Here is a 15,730-nt window from a genome sequence, read left to right as displayed (position 1 = left end):
ACCAGGGGAGACCCCATCCGCTTCCTTCCTCCGCCTTGCAATCGAAGCCGCATGACGCCGCTCGCTGATCCGCTCCCTATCGTGGGGGAGGTCGTAAATCGCGTCGTACGCTGGTCGCATGAAGAGCCCCCTGCTGTCCCTGCCCGGCGCCGTCCCCGCCGAAGGCCGCGACGAAGGCGTCGCCGCGCACTACGGTGACCTGTTCCGCGAGCAGCGCGCCCTCGCCGACGGCTCCGGCCTCGTCGATCTCTCGCACCGCGCCGTCGTCACCGTCACCGGCAGCGACCGGCTGGCCTGGCTGCATCTCCTGCTCACCCAACATGTCAGCGAACTCGCCCCGGGACAGGCCACCGAGGCCCTGATCCTCACCGCACACGGGCACATCGAGCACGCCCTCTATCTCGTCGACGACGGCGAGACCGTGTGGATGCATGCCGAACCGGGCACGCAGGGCGATCTCATCGCCTATCTGGAGTCCATGAAGTTCTTCTACCGGGTCGAAGTCGCCGACCGTACCGAGGACTTCGCCGTGGTGTACCTGCCGGCCGGCTCCATCACGGAGGTCCCGGACGGCGTGACGGTACGGGAGACGGCGTACGGCCGGGATCTTTTCCTGCCCCGCGCCGACCTGGAGAAGTACGCGGCAGGGAACGGCCCCGTGGCCGGCATCCTGGCGTACGAGGCGCTGCGCGTCGAGGCGCACCGCCCCCGCCTCGGCTACGAGACCGACCACCGCACCATCCCGCACGAGCTGGGCTGGATCGGCACCGCCGTCCACCTCCAGAAGGGCTGCTACCGCGGTCAGGAGACCGTGGCCCGGGTGCAGAACCTGGGCAAGCCGCCGCGGCGCCTGGTCTTCCTGCACCTCGACGGCAGCGAGGTCGTCCTGCCCGGACACGGCACACCGGTACGGCTCGCCGCGGACGGCGCCGAGGGCCGTCAGCTGGGCTTCATCACCACGTCCGCCCGCCACTACGAGCTGGGGCCGATCGCACTGGCCCTGGTCAAGCGGAATGTCGCGGTGGACGCGGAGCTGCTCGCGGGGGACACGGCCGCCGCCCAAGAGACGGTCGTGGAGCCGTAGCCGCGCGCAGATTCTCTACGCGCGACCGTCTGCACCGGCTGCTCGACCTGACTCAGATCCGGCTCGGACCCGGCTCGGGCCGACCGGCCCTGGACCCCGGCCGGCACATGGGGAGCGGCCTCAGACCTCGATGATGACGGTGAACGGGCCATGGTTCGTGAGCGAGACCCGCATGTCCGCCCCGAACCGGCCCGTCTCCACCTGCGCCCCCAGCGCCCGCAGCTGTGCCACCACCTCGTCGACCAGCGGTTCGGCGATCTCGCCGGGCGCCGCGGCGTTCCAGGTGGGCCTGCGCCCCTTCCGGGCGTCCCCGTGGAGAGTGAACTGCGAAATCACCAGAAGCGGTGCATTCACATCGGAGCAGGACTTCTCGCCCTCCAGGATGCGGACCGACCAGAGCTTGCGGGCGAGCTGCGCCGCCTTCTGCGCGGTGTCCCCGTGGGTGACTCCCACCAGCACACACAGCCCTTCGCCGACGATTTCGCCGACCACCTCGGGGCCGCCTGCCGCGCCCGCGCCGTCGGCCACCGTGACGCTCGCACCGTCCACTCTCTGTACCACTGCACGCATACAGACCAACCTATCTTGGGCTGAACGGGTACAGAGCATGCACACAGGCCCCATGGGAGTGGCACGATGCTCGGAAGGCGGTGCGCCGACGCACCGGTCGAGGGGATGGACACAAGCATGAGTACCTATGGAACCGGGCAGTCCCCCGGCGCCGTGCCGGGCGCGCGCGCCGGCACCAGTACCAGCACCATGCGCCCACCCGTGCAGCGGACCGGTCACGATCTCGTGGATGGTCCGTCCGCGCGACCACAGTCCGAGCTGGACGCCCTGCGGCTGCCGGAACTGCGCACCCTGCGCCGCGAGTCGCAGCGCGACGAGGCCGACCTCAGCTATGTGCGGCGGCTGGTCCAGGGGCGGATCGACATCCTGAGGGCCGAGCTGGCCCGCAGGCTGGATCCGGAGACACCGGTGGTGGACCGGCTCTCGGAGATCCTCGCCGACACCCCGTCCCAGCACCGCTCCTCCGCCAGACATGTCACGCTCACCACACCGCGCAGCGACGAGTACCGCCGACTGGCGGCCGAGACGCTGGCCGAGGTCGAACTCTCCGACCTCGACGCCCGTACGGACGAAGAGCTGCACGCCGCGATGGGGCGCCTGGTCCGCTACGAGCAGCAGGTCTCCCGGCGCCGTCACCAGCTGCAACGGACCGCTGACGATTGCAGCGCGGAGATCGCCCGCAGGTACCGTGACGGTGAAGCACAAGTAGACGACCTGCTCGCCTGAAGCGACCCTTCCGGGGGTGGGTCCGCCGTCCCCGGAAGGCCACCATGACCTCCAGCGCCGCCCCCGCCGCTCCCTCCGCCATATCCACCGCCCACCCCGTCCTGGCCGAGGTCGTACGGTCAGGCTTCGTGGAGGGCCGGCATCGGGGCTCGCTGGTCGTCCTGGCCGCCGACGGCAGCGTGGAGCAGGTTCTGGGCGACCCGGCGGCGCCGGTCTTCCCGCGCTCGTCCAACAAGCCGATGCAGGCCGCCGCGGTGCTGCGGGCCGGGCTCGATCTGTCCGGGGAGCGGCTGGCACTGGCCGCCGCGAGCCACTCGGGCGAGGGCTTCCACCTCGAGCTCGTGCGCACGATGCTTGCCGAGCACGGACTGACGCCCGGCGATCTGCAGACCCCGCCCGATCTGCCGCTGGACCCGGCGGAGGCGGAGGCGTATCTCGCCGCTGGCCATGTCCGGGAGCGGATCACGATGAACTGCTCCGGCAAGCACGCGGCGATGCTCGCGGTGTGCGCGGTGAACGGCTGGGACCGGGCGTCCTACCTCGCCCCTTCGCACCCGCTCCAGCAGCTGGTCCACCAAGTGGTCGAGGAGGCGGCGGGCGAGCCGGTCACGGCGGTCGGTACGGACGGGTGCGGGGCGCCGCTGATGGCGATCAGCCTGGTGGGTCTGGCTCGCGCCTTCCGTTCGTTCGTGCTGGCGGAGCCGGGGTCGGCGGAGCGCCGGGTCGGGGACGCGATGCGGGCACACCCCGAGTACGTGGCCGGAACGCGCCGCCCCGACACCTGGCTGATGCGGGAAGTGCCGGGAACGCTCTCCAAGATGGGCGCGGAGGCGGTGCAGGCGGTGGCGCTGGCGGACGGCCGGGCACTGGCCTTCAAGATCGACGACGGTGCGACGCGGGCACTCGGCCCGGTGCTGGCACAGTCGCTGCGCCTGCTCGGCATCGACGCCCCGGTGGTCTCCCGGATCGGACGCGCGCCTCTGCTGGGCGGCGGCGGTGAGGTCGGCGAGATCCGGGCAGCGTTCTGACCGGATTCGGCCGGGGCGGAAAACCGGGCGACATTCCGGGAGCGCGTGCCTAGCGTGGGGCCCATGCGCCTTGATGTCCGTGCGATCACCGAATCCGGTTACCCCGACTGGCTGCGGGCCGTGCACACCGGCTTTCTGCACCCGCCGACGGTGACGGAACAGGAGGTTGCCAGCCGGCGGCCGCACACCGACCTGGCCCGTACGCAGGGCGCGTTCGACGGCGGGCGGTGCGTGGCCACGTTCCGGTCGTTCGCGCAGGAGCTCACGGTCGTCGGCGGTGCCACGGTGCAGGCCGACGCGATCTCCAACGTCACGGTTTCGCCGACGCACCGCCGCCGCGGACTGCTGAGCCGGATGATGGCCACGGACCTGGCGGCGGCGAAGGAGCGCGGCGACGTGGCCGCCACGCTGATCGCCGCCGAGTACCCGATCTACGGGCGGTACGGCTTCGGCCCGGCGACGTGGACCACCGAATGGGAGATCGACGTACCGAGGTCGGGTCTCGACCCGCGGTGGTCGGGGCCCTGCGCCGAGGACGGCGGCCGGATCGACCTGGTGACCTGCGCGGACGTACGCAAGCTGGGCCCGGCCCTCCATGAACGGCTGCGCGCCCGGCAGCACGGGGCGATCGACCGCGCCGCACGGTGGTGGGAACTGACCACCGGCGAGGACCGGCCCGGCCCCGATACCTGGGTGGAACCCTTCTACGCGGTCTACTGCAACGCGGACGGCGAGGCCGACGGCCTGGTCACCTACCGCGCCGACGACAACTGGGGCGACGCCAAGCAGCCGCTGAACCGGGCCACGGTGCTCGATCACATCGCCGTCACCCCCGCCGCGGAGCGCGCGCTGTGGCACTTCGTCTGCTCGATCGACTGGGTCACCACGGTCCGCACCGGCCACCGCGCCCCCGACGACCTGCTGCCCCTCCTCCTCCCGGACCCGCGCGCGGCGCGCATCGTGACCCAGGCGGACTGGCTGTGGGTACGCGTCCTGGACGTCGTACGCGCCCTGGAGGCCCGCACCTACGCGGTACCGGGCGCACTGACCCTGGACATCCACGACGCCACCGGCCTGACCACCGGCCGCTACCACCTCGATGCCTCCCCGTCCGGCGCGACCTGCACCCCCACCACGGCCGCCGCCGATCTCGCCCTGGACGTGAGGGAGTTGGGGACGCTCTATCTGGGCGACGAGTCCCCGGTCCGACTGGCGGCCCTGGGCCGCATCGAGGAACTCACGCCGGGTGCGGTGGCGCTGGCGGAGGGGATGTTCCGGGCGGCGCGGCGGGCTTGGTGCCCGGATGTGTTCTGAGAGTTGCTCAGGCCAACATCCGTAGGTGTAAAGGGCGTTGATCGGCCCACGCGCACAGGGGTGTGCGGCGAGAAGTCCCGTTGAGTCAGCCGGGGCCGGGGCCGGGGCCGGAACCGAACCTGCGACGGCTGCCTCTGGTCGCGCGGCGGAGGCGTGCGGCATACCGGCGCAGGAAGTGATGGACGGGTACGCCCGTACCCTCGACCGGCTCGTCGACCCCGTACGGCATCCGTCGCTCTCCCGGCTGCTGAAGTCCGAGGTGATGGGGACGCCGGACGAGCCCGACCACGAGTTCAGGTTCGGGCTCGAACGGGTGCTGGACGGGGTTGAGGCCCTCGTGGAGGCGCGGGCGCGCACGGCACGTACGGCGTCCGGACCTGGAAGTACCCCCTGAACCCACCCGAACGGATCCAGGTCTCCACGGAGCCGATGTCAACGTGGCTCCCCTCGATCACCACCTCACCCGCACCCGCCGACGGGTACGGACAGCTCCGCCGCCACCAGCACCTGCGGACTGCCCACCTCCCCGACCGGCACCGCACACATCCGGACCACACCCTTGCGGCTGTCGGCGGCCGGCTCGTCCGGCGCCCGTGCGACCCCCATCGGACGTCAAGTCCGGTTGAGGTCAAGGCGTACGCTTCATGGTCATGAGCGGAGAGAAACCCAGGCCCGGGACGGCGGTACACGCGGCCCCCGCAGCCTCTGCGGCCCCTGCGCCGATGAGCCTGCGTGAGCGGAAGAAGCGGCTGACGTACCAGGCGGTCTCCGATGCCGCGATCGCGATGTTCCTGGAGCGGGGTTTCGACAAGGTCTCGGTGGCGGAGGTGGCGGCCGCCGCGGACATCTCCAAGCCGACACTGTTTCGGTACTTCCCGGCCAAGGAGGACCTGGCCCTGCACCGGTTCGCCGACCACGAGGACGAGGCGGCCCGTGTCGTCGCCGCCCGCGCGGACACCGAGTCCCCCCTGGACGCCCTGCGCCGCCACTTCCTGGACGGCCTGGAGCGACGCGACCCGGTGACCGGGCTCTGCGATGCGCCGGAGGTGCTGGCGTTCATGCGGCTGCTGTACGGGACGCCGTCCCTGGTGGCCCGCATGTACGCCTACCAGGGCCGCTCGGAGGCAGCGCTCGCCCGTGCGCTGGGCGACCGCGTACGGGACAGGCTGGCCGCGGGCCAGATCATCGCCGTACAGCGCATCCTGGGCCTGGAGAACTGGCGGCGGATCGACGCGGGGGAGAGCGCGGACGAGGCGTACGGCAGTGCGGTCGAGGCCGCCGAACTCGCCTTCGCACAGCTGCGGTCGGGGCTCGGGGAGGAGTAGTGGGCGGTAGCGGTGGACGGGCCGGTGTTCGCGTCGGTATCCGGGCCACGAAGCCGACTCCCACCCGGGGGCGTTCCGGGCGGCCGGGCGCGTCGCCGTGCGCAACGCCCTGGTGCAGGCATACGGACCGCCGCCCAGGCCCAAGCGCCGCCACGGATAAGGGCGGGGCGTGCCACCCCGGTCCGGGGCTGCCATCTGGTTCGGGGCTCAGGATTCCATGGCCGACCGGTGCAGGATCAGTGCCAGCTCGCGCGGCTGGGAGAACATCGGCCAGTGGCCGGTGTCCATCTCGACCAGTTCCCAACGCTCGCTGCCAGTCAGCATCTTGGCCACGTCGTCGTTCGGCTCGTCGCCGTCGAGCAGGCATTTGATGTACGTCGCCGGAAGCTCGCCGAGCGGGCGCGCGAGTACGGCCGGCTCGGTCAGCGTGGCGCCCGGATGCGGTGTCGAGCCACCCACGATCCGGGTGATCTGCTCGTCGGTGAGACCCTGGCCGTCGAAGTCGGCGGCGGTGAGCGGCGCCCAGCAGCCGTCGTTCCCGGCGATCGCGGCCTCCAGTGCCTCGCGGCCGGCCCACCAGCCGGAGGCGAACGACTCGCCGTCGACCGGAATCTCGGAGTCGACGAACACCACGCGGGCCAGCCGGTCACCGATGCGTTCGGCGGCCTGGCCTACCGGGATGCCCGAGTAGCTGTGCCCGACCAGGACGACGTCGTGGAGATCGTGGCGCTCCACCTCGTCGACGATGTCCCGGACGTGGGTCTGCTGCCCTGCCTGTACGCCCTGCTTCTCGGCGAGGCCGGACAGCGTCACCGGGTGGCTGCCGTGCCCTGCCGTACGCAACTCCGACACCACCTCGTCCCACGCCCACGATCCAAGCCACGCGCCCGCCACCAGTACGAATTCAGCCATGGTGGCAACCTAGCGCGGCGGTCCCGACGAGCGCCCCGGTTTTGCCCAGGTGCGGCAAAGGCGCATCCGAGTCCGTGTCAGCCGAGCGGGGAGGCGTGGCCCAAAGCGGACCAGGTCACCCGCTCGCAGCAGTCGCGGACGCGACGGCATCCCCGCCTCCCTCCCGGACCAGGCCGAGCCGAACCCTCGTGCCCGCCGACAGCAGCACGGTCTCCAAGTCCGTGGTCAGAACCCGGCGCCAGAGCAGGTGGAACAGCACCGGCAGCACCGCGATCTGGTCGCCCGCCCCCCGAGCCCCGTCCAGCAGACCGGCGCCGTCAGCGAACATCTCCAGCAGGCGATGGGCGACACGTCAGGGCGGTGCACCCGCGGATGCCGGTAGCCGGCCAGCCATCGCACGTTCGCCATCAGCACGGCCTCCGGCGCGCCTACCCGCGCGAAGTCCCAGCCCACCGACTGGCATGCCGCTGCGGTCACCGCGAACTTCACTGCGTCCCCCGGCCCGATTCGCTCATCCGGGCGCACGTCCACCACCAGGGCCGTGCCATCCGCGCGCCGGACGAAGAAGTCCGGCGTGTGCCGCACCCGCTTCCCGTCCGGCCCTGCCCAGGACAGCCGAAATGGCTGCGACGAAATGCCCGTCACCAGCGGATCGAAATCGAGCAGCATCAGGCGATCGCGCTCCAGCCACGACTCATATCCCACATGCCCGCCACACGTCGCCGACCAGTACCAGCCGCACCAGTTGCCCTGGCCCCGGAAAGCCGGGAACTGCCGCTCGGGCCGTACCGACTCAAACGGGACCGACCACAGGAGCCCCAAAGGCCCGCGTTCACGAAGCCCAGCCGCGCTGACGTACTCCAGCTCGACGTCCTCTGCCGACGCCTCGTTCGCATTCACCCGGGCCTTCGGTACGACGCCGACCAGCCACGACGACCGTAGCCAGCGAAGAGGCGGCGTACCCGGAGAAGACTGATACACCCCACCAAATGCCCGGAGATGACTGAGACGTCAGCTCACTTGCCCGGAGATCTCCGAGACTGCCCGGACATCCCAGAGACAGGACAGCTGAGAGTCACCAGGGGCCATGCGAGTGGTGTGGCGCACTTTTGCAAGCATGTGCTTGCAAAAGTTAGCAAGGGTGCGCATCATCAAGGTATGGCATCACTCAACGTCGGCAATCTCGGTGAGTACCTGCGCGAGCAGCGGCGCAATGCGCAGCTGTCGCTGCGGCAGCTCGCCGATGCCGCCGGGGTGTCCAATCCCTACCTCAGCCAGATCGAGCGCGGGCTGCGCAAGCCGAGCGCCGAGGTGTTGCAGCAGGTCGCCAAGGCGTTGCGGATCTCCGCCGAGACCCTTTACGTAAGGGCCGGGATTCTGGACGAGCGGGAGCGGGAGGAGCTGGAGACGCGGGCGGTGATCCTGGCCGATCCGTCCATAAACGAGCGGCAGAAGAATGTTCTGCTGCAGATCTACGACTCCTTCCGCAAGGAGAACGGGTTCGAGCCCGGACCGGAGTCCGGCGCCGAAGCCGGATCGGAGAACGGGTTCGAGCCCGGACCGGAGTCCGGCGCCGAAGCCGGATCGGAGACCGGCGGCGAGTCCGGACCGGGGGCCGCGGACGGCCGCCCCGGTGCCGACGGCCCCCGCACGCCCGACGGCGGCGATGCCGACACAGCTTCAAAGCCCTCAAAACCCTCACACTGAGTCTGATGATCCGGGAGGACCACAGTCATGGCCATCACCGATGACCTGCGCAAGACCCTCACCGACCCGACCCCCCTCTACTTCGCCGCCGGTACGGCCGATATCGCCGTCGAGCAGGCGCGCAAGGTCCCGGCGCTGATCGAGCAGCTGCGTGCCGAGGCGCCGGAGCGTATCGAGGCCGTGCGCAACGCCGACCCCAAGGCCGTGCAGGAGAAGGTGACCTCGCAGGCCAGGGAGGCGCAGGCCACTGTGCAGGCCAAGGTCACCGAGGTGATCGGGTCGTTCGACAGCGATCTGCGGAAGCTGGGCGAGAGCGCCCAGGATCTGGCGCTGCGCAGTCTGGGCGTGGCCGCGGAGTACGCGGTGCGGGCCCGGGAGACGTACGAGAAGGTCGCCGAGCGTGGCGAGCAGACCGTGAGGACCTGGCGTGGTGAGACGGCCGACGAGATCGTCGAGATCGCCGTCGTCGTCGAGCCGCGCAAGGAGTCCAAGCCGACGGGCACCGCCAAGCCGGGGCCGGTCGCCAAGCCGGGGCCGGCAAAGGCTTCGCCCGCCCAGAAGACCGTCAAGCCGGAGAGCAAGGCCCAGGCCGCGCCCGCCAAGAAGGCACCCGCGCGCAAGCCCGCCGCGAAGAAGACCACTCCGCCGACCGCGAAGTAGGGCCCCCGGCGCCACAGCCGGAGTGTGTACCGGGGCGCGGGGCGGGCATTTTTTGGGGTGCCCGGCGCGTTGTCCCGGTACCTTGGCCGCGAGGCGCTCATCCACTTATTAGGCGGTGCACACCATGTTGCTCACAGGATTCAGCACACTCGTCTGGCTGCTCTACATGGCCATGCTCGTCCTGGCCGTGGTCGCACTGGTCCTGGCCGCGACGGCCCGTGAGGACGCCTACCGGGCCGCGGACAAGCAGAAGAAGTCCTTCTGGCTGATCATCCTCGGCATCACCGTCGCCGTGAATCTCTTCGTGCCGATGCTGTTCCTGCAGCTTGCGGGCGCGGTCGCGTCCATCGTCTTCCTGGTGGACGTACGGCCCGCGCTGAGGGCGGTCTCGGGTGGCGGCCGGCGTGGTGGCTCCAGCAGCGACGGGCCGTACGGGCCCTACAACGGCGGGCGCTGAGCGTTCGCCGGACTTGCGGTGTTTGCGGGGACCGTGGGTGACGCCGGTTCGGGGCGGGGGCGCGGGATGCTCCGGCCCCGGCCGCCGTTCGGGCCCCGTCGGCGGATGTGTTCCTGGTCGCGGTCGAGCAGCAGGACCGCGACGTCGTCGGTCAGTTCGCCGCCGTTCAGCTCCCGCACCTGGGTGACCGCGGCCTCCAGGAGAGCCTCACCGGTGAGTCCCTGAGCCAGCTGGCGGTTGATCATCTCGACCATGCCGTCCTGGCCGAGCCGCTGAGTGCCGTCCGGCCCCACGCGTCCCTCGATCAGCCCGTCCGTGTACATCATCAGGCTCCAGGAGCTGCCGAGTTCCACCTGTCGGCGCGGCCACCGGGCGCGCGTCAGCAGACCCAGGGCCGGGCCGCCGTCCTCGTACGGGAGAAGGTGCGCGGCCCGCCCGTGCCGGGCGACCAGCGGAGCGGGGTGGCCCGCCAGGCAGAGGCCGGCGCGCCGGCCGTCGGGGGCGATGTCGACGGTGCAGAGCGTCGCGAAGATCTCCTCGCTCTCCCGCTCGTGCTCCAGGACCTGCTGGAGCGTGGAGAGCAGTTCGTCGCCGCAGAGCCCGGCCAGGGTCAACGCCCGCCACGCTATGCGCAGTTCGACGCCGAGCGCCGCCTCGTCCGGGCCGTGCCCGCAGACGTCGCCGATCATCGCGTGGACGGTGCCGTCGGGCGTACGGACCGTGTCGTAGAAGTCCCCGCCGAGCAGCGCGCGGCTGCGGCCGGGGCGGTAGCGGGCCGCGAAACGCAGATCGGAGCCTTCGAGCAGCGGGGTGGGGAGCAGGCCGCGTTCGAGGCGGGCGTTCTCCTGGGCGCGCAGTCGCGACTCGGTGAGCTGGTGCTGGGCGATGTCGGCGCGCTTGCGTTCGACGGCGTAACGGATGGCGCGGCTGAGCAGCAGTCCGTCGAGTTCGCCGCGGAAGAGGTAGTCCTGGGCGCCGACCCGTACCGCCTCGGCGGCCAGCTCGGCGTCGTCCTCCGCCGTGAGGGCGAGGACGGCGTGGCGCGGGGCTATCCGCAGGACGTGCTTGAGGGTGGCGAGCTCGTCGGCTCCCTCGGTGGGGGCGGAGCGGGCCTCGCCGCCGGTCGGCAGGGCCAGGTCCAGCAGGATGCAGTCCACGTCGTCCGTGAGGAGCCGGCCCGCCTCGGTCAGGTTGCGGGCGTTGCGGATACGGACCCGCGTCCCGGCCGCGGCCGGGAGCTCGGGGACGGCGAGGGTGCCCGCCGGGTCGTCCTCGATCACCAGGAGGGTGAGGTCGGCGCCATAGGAGGCTTCCGCAGCGGGAACGGCGCGCTGCTGCGGTACGGGTACGGGCATGGGTTCGGGTTTCCTTCCCTCCCCCCGAGGGCGCGGCGGAACGACGATCGACGATCCGCCAGACGGGGACGATAGCGGTCCGCGGTGGGGGAACGGAATGGCGTACCGCAATCGCCCGCTGTCATATGCACCGCCATAAGCCGCGTCAGGTCACGGATCCGGCGAGATGTGTGGGGGTGGGGTCGGGTGCCGGGGCATGACAAAGGTCACGCGGGGTGGCGGGGGGTGGGTGGTGCGGGTCACTCCCGTGGGGGGTGCGGCGGCCCTGCGGGGAGTGCCGGGGGCATGAGGCATCCCCGATGGGTGCTTTGTCCTCAATCGCCGGGCGGACTTGATCTGGCCGGGCGGGCAGCGCCCCTACTTGTCCGGGCGGACCACGCCGAGGATCTGCATCGAGCCCGCGCCCGCCAGTGTGACGTTCCGGCCGGGGCGGGGGGCGTGGATGATGGCGCCGTCGCCGATGTACATGCCCACGTGGCTGGCGTCGCCGTGGTAGATGATCAGGTCGCCGGGGCGCATGTCCTTGATGGCGATGTGGGGCAGCAGCCGCCACTGCTCCTGTGAGGTGCGCGGGATCGGCCGGCCCGCCGCCGCCCAGGCCTGTGACGTCAGCCCCGAGCAGTCGTACGAACGGGGGCCCTCGGCTCCCCAGACGTACGGCTTGCCGATCTGCTCGGTCGCGAAGGCCACCGCCTTCTTGCCGCCCGCGCTCGCCTCGCGGTTGATGTCCTTCAGGGCGCCGGAGCTGAGCCAGGCCGTCTGCAGCTTGTGCTGGGCCTCCCGCTCCAGCTTGAGCAGGCGGGCCCGTTCCTTCTTCTTCAGCTGGGATTCCAGCTTCTTCGCCGCGGCGATCTGCGCGTTGATCTTCTTCTTGGCCTGGGCTTGCTTGAGACGGTTGGCTTCGAGCTTCTTCCAGTTGGTGCTCGCGTCCTGGGTGTACGTCTCCAGGTCCTGCTGGGTCCTGGTCAGTTCACCGAGGACGCCCTGGGCGGCCTGCTGGCCCTCCCTGACCCGGCTCACCCCGTCGAGGAACAGCTGCGGGTCGTCGCTGAGCATCAGCTGGGTGCCGGGCGGCAGTCCGCCGGTGCGGTACTGCTCGCGGGCCTGGGCGCCCGCCTGGTTCTTGAGCTCGGCGATCTTCGACTGGCCCTCGACGATGGCCTTGGCCAGTTCGACGATCTCGCCGGACTGCTTCTTGGCCTGCTCCTCGGCGAGGTTGTACGCGTCGGTGGCCGCCCCGGCCTTGCGGTAGAGGGCGTCGATCTCCTCTCGTACCTCTTCGAGGCTCTTCTTCGGCGTCTTCGACCCGGATTGGGTCTGCGTCATGGAGGGGGAGGGGGGTGCGGGCGTGGCGAAAGCCTGGACCGGCGCGGTGAGTACGGTCAGTGCACAGACCAGAGTGATCGCGGCTGCGGCAACGTGACGTCGGTTCACGGTATCCCCCTCCGAATGAATCTGATTTACCGTCAGTAACGTCTTGCTGGTGACGAGATCGTGCCATGCCGTTCCGAAAAGCAACAGAGGAACACGCCTGCTGCCCTGACGGTCACACAGCTCGGCCGACGCCCCGGGAATCGCTCCCCGCGTCCCGGAAATCGCTCCCCATCGTCCTGACGAACGGTGCCCGGTCCGCGTTCCCGCGCGCCTCCGCGGACGCGGGCCCGCCGGGTCTGTTCGGCGCGTGTTCGGCTATCGGTTGGGCTGGAGGGCGGTCCACTTCACCGTGACTTCGCCCTGGCGCCACCGACGTACCCCGTCCGCCAGCGGCCAGTCGCCCGACAACGCCCGCACCGCCGTGATCCAGCGCTGCCGGGCACCCAGTGAGGCGTACGGGGCGGCCGCGGCCCACGCCCGGTCGAAGTCCCGCAGGAACGCGTGGACCGGTTCGCCCGGCACATTGCGGTGGATCAACGCCTTGGGCAGGCGCTCCGCGAGGTCGGAGGGGCGGTCCAGGGAAGCGAGCCGGGTCGCGAACGTCACCGTGCGCGGGCCTTCCGGGCCGAGCGCCACCCATACGTGCCGGCGCCCGATCTCGTCGCAGGTGCCCTCGACCAGCAGCCCGCCCGGCGCGAGGCGCGCGCACAGCCGCTGCCAGACCGCGACGACCTCGCCCTCGTCGTACTGGCGCAGCACATTCGCCGCCCTGATGAGGTCGGGGCGCTCGGGGAGCGGGATCTCGAAGCCGCCGTGCAGGAAGGTGAGGCCCTCACGTTCGTACGGTTTCGCCGCCGCGACCCGCTCCGGGTCGATCTCGATGCCGACCACCGCCGTGCGCGGCTCGGCGGTGCGCAGGCGCTGCAGCAGCTCGACGGCGGTCCAGGGGGCGGCGCCGTACCCGAGGTCGACGGCGACGGGGGTGTCGGCGCGGCGCAGGGCCGGACCGTGGGTGGCGGCGATCCAGCGGTCCATGCGGCGGAGCCGGTTCGGGTTGGTGGTCCCGCGGGTCGCGGTGCCGATGGGGCGCATGACAGCGAGAGTAACGATGTCGCGGGCGGCGGAAGGCGGCGCGGGGTGCCCGGTCCCGGTTCGGCCCGGTGGGCGGCGCGGGGTGCCCGGACCCCCGACCCGGCATGCGGCCCCCTCACTGCAATGATTTGGTAAAGCGGAAATGAAAGGAGATATTCCGCTGTTGCAGCCCTCGAGAAGGGGCTCAGGTCCCTTCGGTGTCGTGCCCTGAGTGAGGAGGACCGGACGACGTGAGTCAGTACGTCTCCCGGCTCGGCAGCAGCCGTGTCGCGCCGCGCCTCAGGTTCCCCGCCGCCTTCCCCGGTGGCCACCGCAAACCCCGCCGCATCGCGATGCTCTCCGTGCATACCTCGCCCCTGCATCAGCCGGGCATGGGTGACGCGGGCGGCATGAACGTCTACATCGTGGAGCTGGCCAAGCGCCTCGCCGCGATCAACATCGAGGTCGAGATCTTCACCCGGTCCACCACCGGCGCGCTGCCCCCGACGGTCGAGCTGGCGCCCGGTGTCCTGGTCCGGCATGTCGACGCGGGGCCGTACGAAGGTCTGGCCAAGGAGGAGCTGCCCGCCCAGCTCTGTGCCTTCACGCACGGAGTCATGCAGGCGTGGGCCGGCCAGCGCCCCGGCTACTACGATCTGGTCCACTCCCACTACTGGCTCTCCGGCCATGTCGGCTGGCTCGCCGCTCAGCGCTGGGGCGTTCCGCTCGTCCACGCCATGCACACCATGGCGAAGGTCAAGAACGCGGCGCTCGCGGAGGGCGACACCCCCGAGCCCGCCGCCCGCGTCATCGGCGAGACCCAGATCGTCAGCGCGGCCGACCGGCTGATCGCGAACACCGCCGAGGAAGCGGATGATCTCATCCGCTTCTACGAGGCCGATCCCGGCTCCGTCGCCGTCGTGCACCCAGGGGTCAACCTCGACCGTTTCCGCCCCGCCGACGGGCGCGCCGCGGCCCGGGCGCGTCTCGGACTGCCGAAGGACGCCCTGATTCCGCTCTTTGCGGGCCGCATCCAGCCGCTCAAGGCTCCGGACGTGCTGTTGCGGGCCGTCGCCGCCCTGCTGGACCGCGACCCCTCGCTGCGTCGCCGGATGGTCGTACCGGTCGTCGGCGGCCCGAGCGGCAGCGGGCTCGCCAAGCCGGAAGGCCTGCAGAAGCTGGCGGCGCAGCTGGGCATCGCCGATGTCGTACGGTTCCAGCCGCCGGTCGGGCAGGACCAGCTCGCCGATTGGTTCCGGGCCGCTTCCGTGCTGGTCATGCCTTCGTACAGCGAGTCCTTCGGCCTGGTCGCCATCGAGGCCCAGGCGGCGGGCACCCCGGTCGTCGCGGCAGCGGTGGGCGGTCTTCCGGTGGCGGTACGGGACGGGGTCAGCGGCTTCCTGATACCCGGGCACGACCCGCAGGCGTACGCGCAGGCGCTGGGCCGGTTCGCCGAGGCGCCGGAACTGGTGGCCCGAATGGGCGCGGCGGCCGCCGCGCACGCGCGGGGCTTCGGCTGGGACACCGCCGCGTCCGTGACCGCCGACGTGTACACGGCCGCGATGCACGAACACCGCCGTCGCGTACGCTCGCACCATGGCTGACGTACCCGATGAAGCGGTGACGACGCAGGTTGCGCAGGTCGTGCAGATCATCGAGGCGGCCCTGAAGGACGCCGAGCTCGCATGGGAGAGCCCCGAACCCGGCAGCTACGTCGTCAAGCTGCCCGGCACGCGCAAGCTGTCCACCACCTGCTCGCTGCGCGTCGGTAAGCACTCGCTCTCCCTCAACGCCTTCGTCGTCCGCCACCCGGACGAGAACGACGCGGCGGTCCACCGCTGGCTGCTGGAGCGCAACCTCCGTCTCTTCGGCGTGAGTTACGCGATCGACCAGCTCGGTGACATCTATCTGGTCGGCAAGCTGCCGCTCTCCGTGGTCACCCCGCAGGAGCTGGACCGGCTGCTCGGCACGGTCCTCGAAGCGGCCGACGGCGCGTTCAACACCCTGCTGGAGCTGGGCTTCGCGAGCGCGATCCGCAAGGAGTACGAGTGGCGGGTGTCGCGCGGCGAGTCCACGCGGAACCTGGACGCGTTCACACACCTGACCCAACGCCCCGCCGGCTGACCTCTGGGTCGAGTCTCGACCGA

At 71.1% G+C, this 15,730-nt stretch carries 18 protein-coding genes; 11 read left to right on the top strand and 7 right to left on the bottom strand.

Annotated elements, in window-relative coordinates; translation table 11 throughout:
- Positions 1 to 118 precede the first annotated feature (118 nt).
- A complete protein-coding gene (ygfZ, locus tag ABTZ94_RS21400; RefSeq protein ID WP_351202642.1) occupies positions 119 to 1,084 on the top strand; it encodes a CAF17-like 4Fe-4S cluster assembly/insertion protein YgfZ in 966 nt (321 codons plus the stop codon).
- Between the two features lie 120 nt (positions 1,085 to 1,204).
- Here the strand turns inward: ygfZ and dtd are convergent, their stop codons facing one another.
- Positions 1,205 to 1,654, bottom strand: a complete 450-nt coding sequence (gene dtd / locus ABTZ94_RS21395) for a D-aminoacyl-tRNA deacylase (RefSeq protein ID WP_351202641.1) — start codon at positions 1,652 to 1,654, stop codon at positions 1,205 to 1,207.
- 117 nt (positions 1,655 to 1,771) lie between these two features.
- Between dtd and ABTZ94_RS21390 the strand changes: the two genes are divergently transcribed.
- From ABTZ94_RS21390 to ABTZ94_RS21375, 4 genes are all read left to right on the top strand, one after another.
- Positions 1,772 to 2,380, top strand: coding sequence for an RsiG family protein (locus ABTZ94_RS21390; protein ID WP_351202640.1), 609 nt, complete (start codon positions 1,772 to 1,774; stop codon positions 2,378 to 2,380).
- Positions 2,381 to 2,424: 44 nt separating this feature from the next.
- Positions 2,425 to 3,408 carry an asparaginase gene (locus tag ABTZ94_RS21385; RefSeq protein ID WP_351202639.1) on the top strand — a complete coding sequence of 328 codons (984 nt, stop codon included), beginning with the start codon at positions 2,425 to 2,427 and terminating at the stop codon, positions 3,406 to 3,408.
- Between the two features lie 63 nt (positions 3,409 to 3,471).
- Positions 3,472 to 4,722, top strand: coding sequence for a GNAT family N-acetyltransferase (locus ABTZ94_RS21380; protein ID WP_351202638.1), 1,251 nt, complete (start codon positions 3,472 to 3,474; stop codon positions 4,720 to 4,722).
- Positions 4,723 to 4,900: 178 nt separating this feature from the next.
- The gene (locus tag ABTZ94_RS21375) at positions 4,901 to 5,116 is read left to right on the top strand and encodes a TetR/AcrR family transcriptional regulator C-terminal domain-containing protein (RefSeq protein WP_351202637.1); all 216 of its coding nucleotides are present in this window, start codon (positions 4,901 to 4,903) and stop codon (positions 5,114 to 5,116) included.
- 65 nt (positions 5,117 to 5,181) lie between these two features.
- On the opposite strand, the gene ABTZ94_RS21370 is transcribed toward ABTZ94_RS21375, so the two are convergent.
- The gene (locus ABTZ94_RS21370; protein WP_351202636.1) at positions 5,182 to 5,328 is read right to left on the bottom strand and encodes a hypothetical protein; all 147 of its coding nucleotides are present in this window, start codon (positions 5,326 to 5,328) and stop codon (positions 5,182 to 5,184) included.
- Positions 5,329 to 5,366: 38 nt separating this feature from the next.
- On the opposite strand from ABTZ94_RS21370, the gene ABTZ94_RS21365 reads away from it, so the two are divergent.
- Positions 5,367 to 6,047, top strand: coding sequence for a TetR family transcriptional regulator (locus ABTZ94_RS21365; protein WP_502967280.1), 681 nt, complete (start codon positions 5,367 to 5,369; stop codon positions 6,045 to 6,047).
- A gap of 207 nt (positions 6,048 to 6,254) precedes the next feature.
- Here ABTZ94_RS21365 and ABTZ94_RS21360 read toward each other — a convergent pair whose 3' ends face one another.
- Together ABTZ94_RS21360 and ABTZ94_RS21355 are read right to left on the bottom strand one after the other, a co-directional pair.
- Positions 6,255 to 6,959: an alpha/beta fold hydrolase gene (locus ABTZ94_RS21360; RefSeq protein ID WP_351202634.1), complete on the bottom strand. Its 705-nt coding sequence runs from the start codon at positions 6,957 to 6,959 to the stop codon at positions 6,255 to 6,257.
- A 225-nt stretch (positions 6,960 to 7,184) separates the two neighbouring features.
- A complete protein-coding gene (locus ABTZ94_RS21355) occupies positions 7,185 to 7,859 on the bottom strand; it encodes a TnsA-like heteromeric transposase endonuclease subunit (protein WP_351202633.1) in 675 nt (224 codons plus the stop codon).
- 258 nt (positions 7,860 to 8,117) lie between these two features.
- Between ABTZ94_RS21355 and ABTZ94_RS21350 the strand changes: the two genes are divergently transcribed.
- From ABTZ94_RS21350 to ABTZ94_RS21340, 3 genes are all read left to right on the top strand, one after another.
- Positions 8,118 to 8,666, top strand: a complete 549-nt coding sequence (locus ABTZ94_RS21350) for a helix-turn-helix domain-containing protein (RefSeq protein WP_351202632.1) — start codon at positions 8,118 to 8,120, stop codon at positions 8,664 to 8,666.
- A gap of 27 nt (positions 8,667 to 8,693) precedes the next feature.
- Entirely contained in the window at positions 8,694 to 9,326 is a 633-nt protein-coding gene (locus ABTZ94_RS21345; RefSeq protein WP_351202631.1) for a hypothetical protein, read from the top strand.
- 124 nt (positions 9,327 to 9,450) lie between these two features.
- Positions 9,451 to 9,783 (top strand): DUF2516 family protein, encoded by a 333-nt coding sequence (locus ABTZ94_RS21340; protein ID WP_351202630.1) that lies wholly within the window; start codon positions 9,451 to 9,453, stop codon positions 9,781 to 9,783.
- On the opposite strand, the gene ABTZ94_RS21335 is transcribed toward ABTZ94_RS21340, so the two are convergent.
- The 3 genes from ABTZ94_RS21335 to ABTZ94_RS21325 all read right to left on the bottom strand — a co-directional run bounded on the left by ABTZ94_RS21335 (position 9,765) and on the right by ABTZ94_RS21325 (position 13,604).
- On the bottom strand, positions 9,765 to 11,138 hold the full coding sequence (locus ABTZ94_RS21335; protein ID WP_351202629.1) for a PP2C family protein-serine/threonine phosphatase: 1,374 nt from the start codon (positions 11,136 to 11,138) through the stop codon (positions 9,765 to 9,767). The genes ABTZ94_RS21340 and ABTZ94_RS21335 overlap by 19 nt on opposite strands.
- Before the next feature lie 357 nt (positions 11,139 to 11,495).
- Positions 11,496 to 12,572 (bottom strand): C40 family peptidase, encoded by a 1,077-nt coding sequence (locus ABTZ94_RS21330; protein WP_351202628.1) that lies wholly within the window; start codon positions 12,570 to 12,572, stop codon positions 11,496 to 11,498.
- A 255-nt stretch (positions 12,573 to 12,827) separates the two neighbouring features.
- Positions 12,828 to 13,604: a class I SAM-dependent methyltransferase gene (locus tag ABTZ94_RS21325; protein WP_351202627.1), complete on the bottom strand. Its 777-nt coding sequence runs from the start codon at positions 13,602 to 13,604 to the stop codon at positions 12,828 to 12,830.
- A 230-nt stretch (positions 13,605 to 13,834) separates the two neighbouring features.
- Here ABTZ94_RS21325 and mshA point away from each other — a divergent pair, with 230 nt between their 5' ends.
- Together mshA and ABTZ94_RS21315 are read left to right on the top strand one after the other, a co-directional pair.
- Positions 13,835 to 15,187 (top strand): D-inositol-3-phosphate glycosyltransferase, encoded by a 1,353-nt coding sequence (gene mshA, locus ABTZ94_RS21320; RefSeq protein ID WP_351202626.1) that lies wholly within the window; start codon positions 13,835 to 13,837, stop codon positions 15,185 to 15,187.
- Positions 15,180 to 15,707 carry a type III secretion system chaperone family protein gene (locus ABTZ94_RS21315; protein WP_351202625.1) on the top strand — a complete coding sequence of 176 codons (528 nt, stop codon included), beginning with the start codon at positions 15,180 to 15,182 and terminating at the stop codon, positions 15,705 to 15,707. Before mshA ends, ABTZ94_RS21315 begins: the two co-directional genes overlap by 8 nt.
- The last annotated feature ends 23 nt before the right edge of the window (positions 15,708 to 15,730 follow it).

The sequence above is a fragment of the Streptomyces sp. NPDC002785 genome, from assembly GCF_040295565.1.
GTDB lineage: Bacteria > Actinomycetota > Actinomycetes > Streptomycetales > Streptomycetaceae > Streptomyces.
This window is presented reverse-complemented; position numbering and strand designations above follow the sequence as displayed.

Bases quoted from the DNA above. Each gene is read 5' to 3' on its own strand.
- ygfZ (WP_351202642.1), top strand. From the start codon at position 119: ATGAAGAGCCCCCTGCTGTCCCTGCCCGGCGCCGTCCCCGCCGAAGGC.
- dtd (WP_351202641.1), bottom strand. From the start codon at position 1,654: ATGCGTGCAGTGGTACAGAGAGTGGACGGTGCGAGCGTCACGGTGGCC.
- ABTZ94_RS21390 (WP_351202640.1), top strand. From the start codon at position 1,772: ATGAGTACCTATGGAACCGGGCAGTCCCCCGGCGCCGTGCCGGGCGCG.
- ABTZ94_RS21385 (WP_351202639.1), top strand. From the start codon at position 2,425: ATGACCTCCAGCGCCGCCCCCGCCGCTCCCTCCGCCATATCCACCGCC.
- ABTZ94_RS21380 (WP_351202638.1), top strand. From the start codon at position 3,472: ATGCGCCTTGATGTCCGTGCGATCACCGAATCCGGTTACCCCGACTGG.
- ABTZ94_RS21375 (WP_351202637.1), top strand. From the start codon at position 4,901: ATGGACGGGTACGCCCGTACCCTCGACCGGCTCGTCGACCCCGTACGG.
- ABTZ94_RS21370 (WP_351202636.1), bottom strand. From the start codon at position 5,328: ATGGGGGTCGCACGGGCGCCGGACGAGCCGGCCGCCGACAGCCGCAAG.
- ABTZ94_RS21365 (WP_502967280.1), top strand. From the start codon at position 5,367: ATGGTCATGAGCGGAGAGAAACCCAGGCCCGGGACGGCGGTACACGCG.
- ABTZ94_RS21360 (WP_351202634.1), bottom strand. From the start codon at position 6,959: ATGGCTGAATTCGTACTGGTGGCGGGCGCGTGGCTTGGATCGTGGGCG.
- ABTZ94_RS21350 (WP_351202632.1), top strand. From the start codon at position 8,118: ATGGCATCACTCAACGTCGGCAATCTCGGTGAGTACCTGCGCGAGCAG.
- ABTZ94_RS21345 (WP_351202631.1), top strand. From the start codon at position 8,694: ATGGCCATCACCGATGACCTGCGCAAGACCCTCACCGACCCGACCCCC.
- ABTZ94_RS21340 (WP_351202630.1), top strand. From the start codon at position 9,451: ATGTTGCTCACAGGATTCAGCACACTCGTCTGGCTGCTCTACATGGCC.
- ABTZ94_RS21335 (WP_351202629.1), bottom strand. From the start codon at position 11,138: ATGCCCGTACCCGTACCGCAGCAGCGCGCCGTTCCCGCTGCGGAAGCC.
- ABTZ94_RS21325 (WP_351202627.1), bottom strand. From the start codon at position 13,604: ATGCGCCCCATCGGCACCGCGACCCGCGGGACCACCAACCCGAACCGG.
- ABTZ94_RS21315 (WP_351202625.1), top strand. From the start codon at position 15,180: ATGGCTGACGTACCCGATGAAGCGGTGACGACGCAGGTTGCGCAGGTC.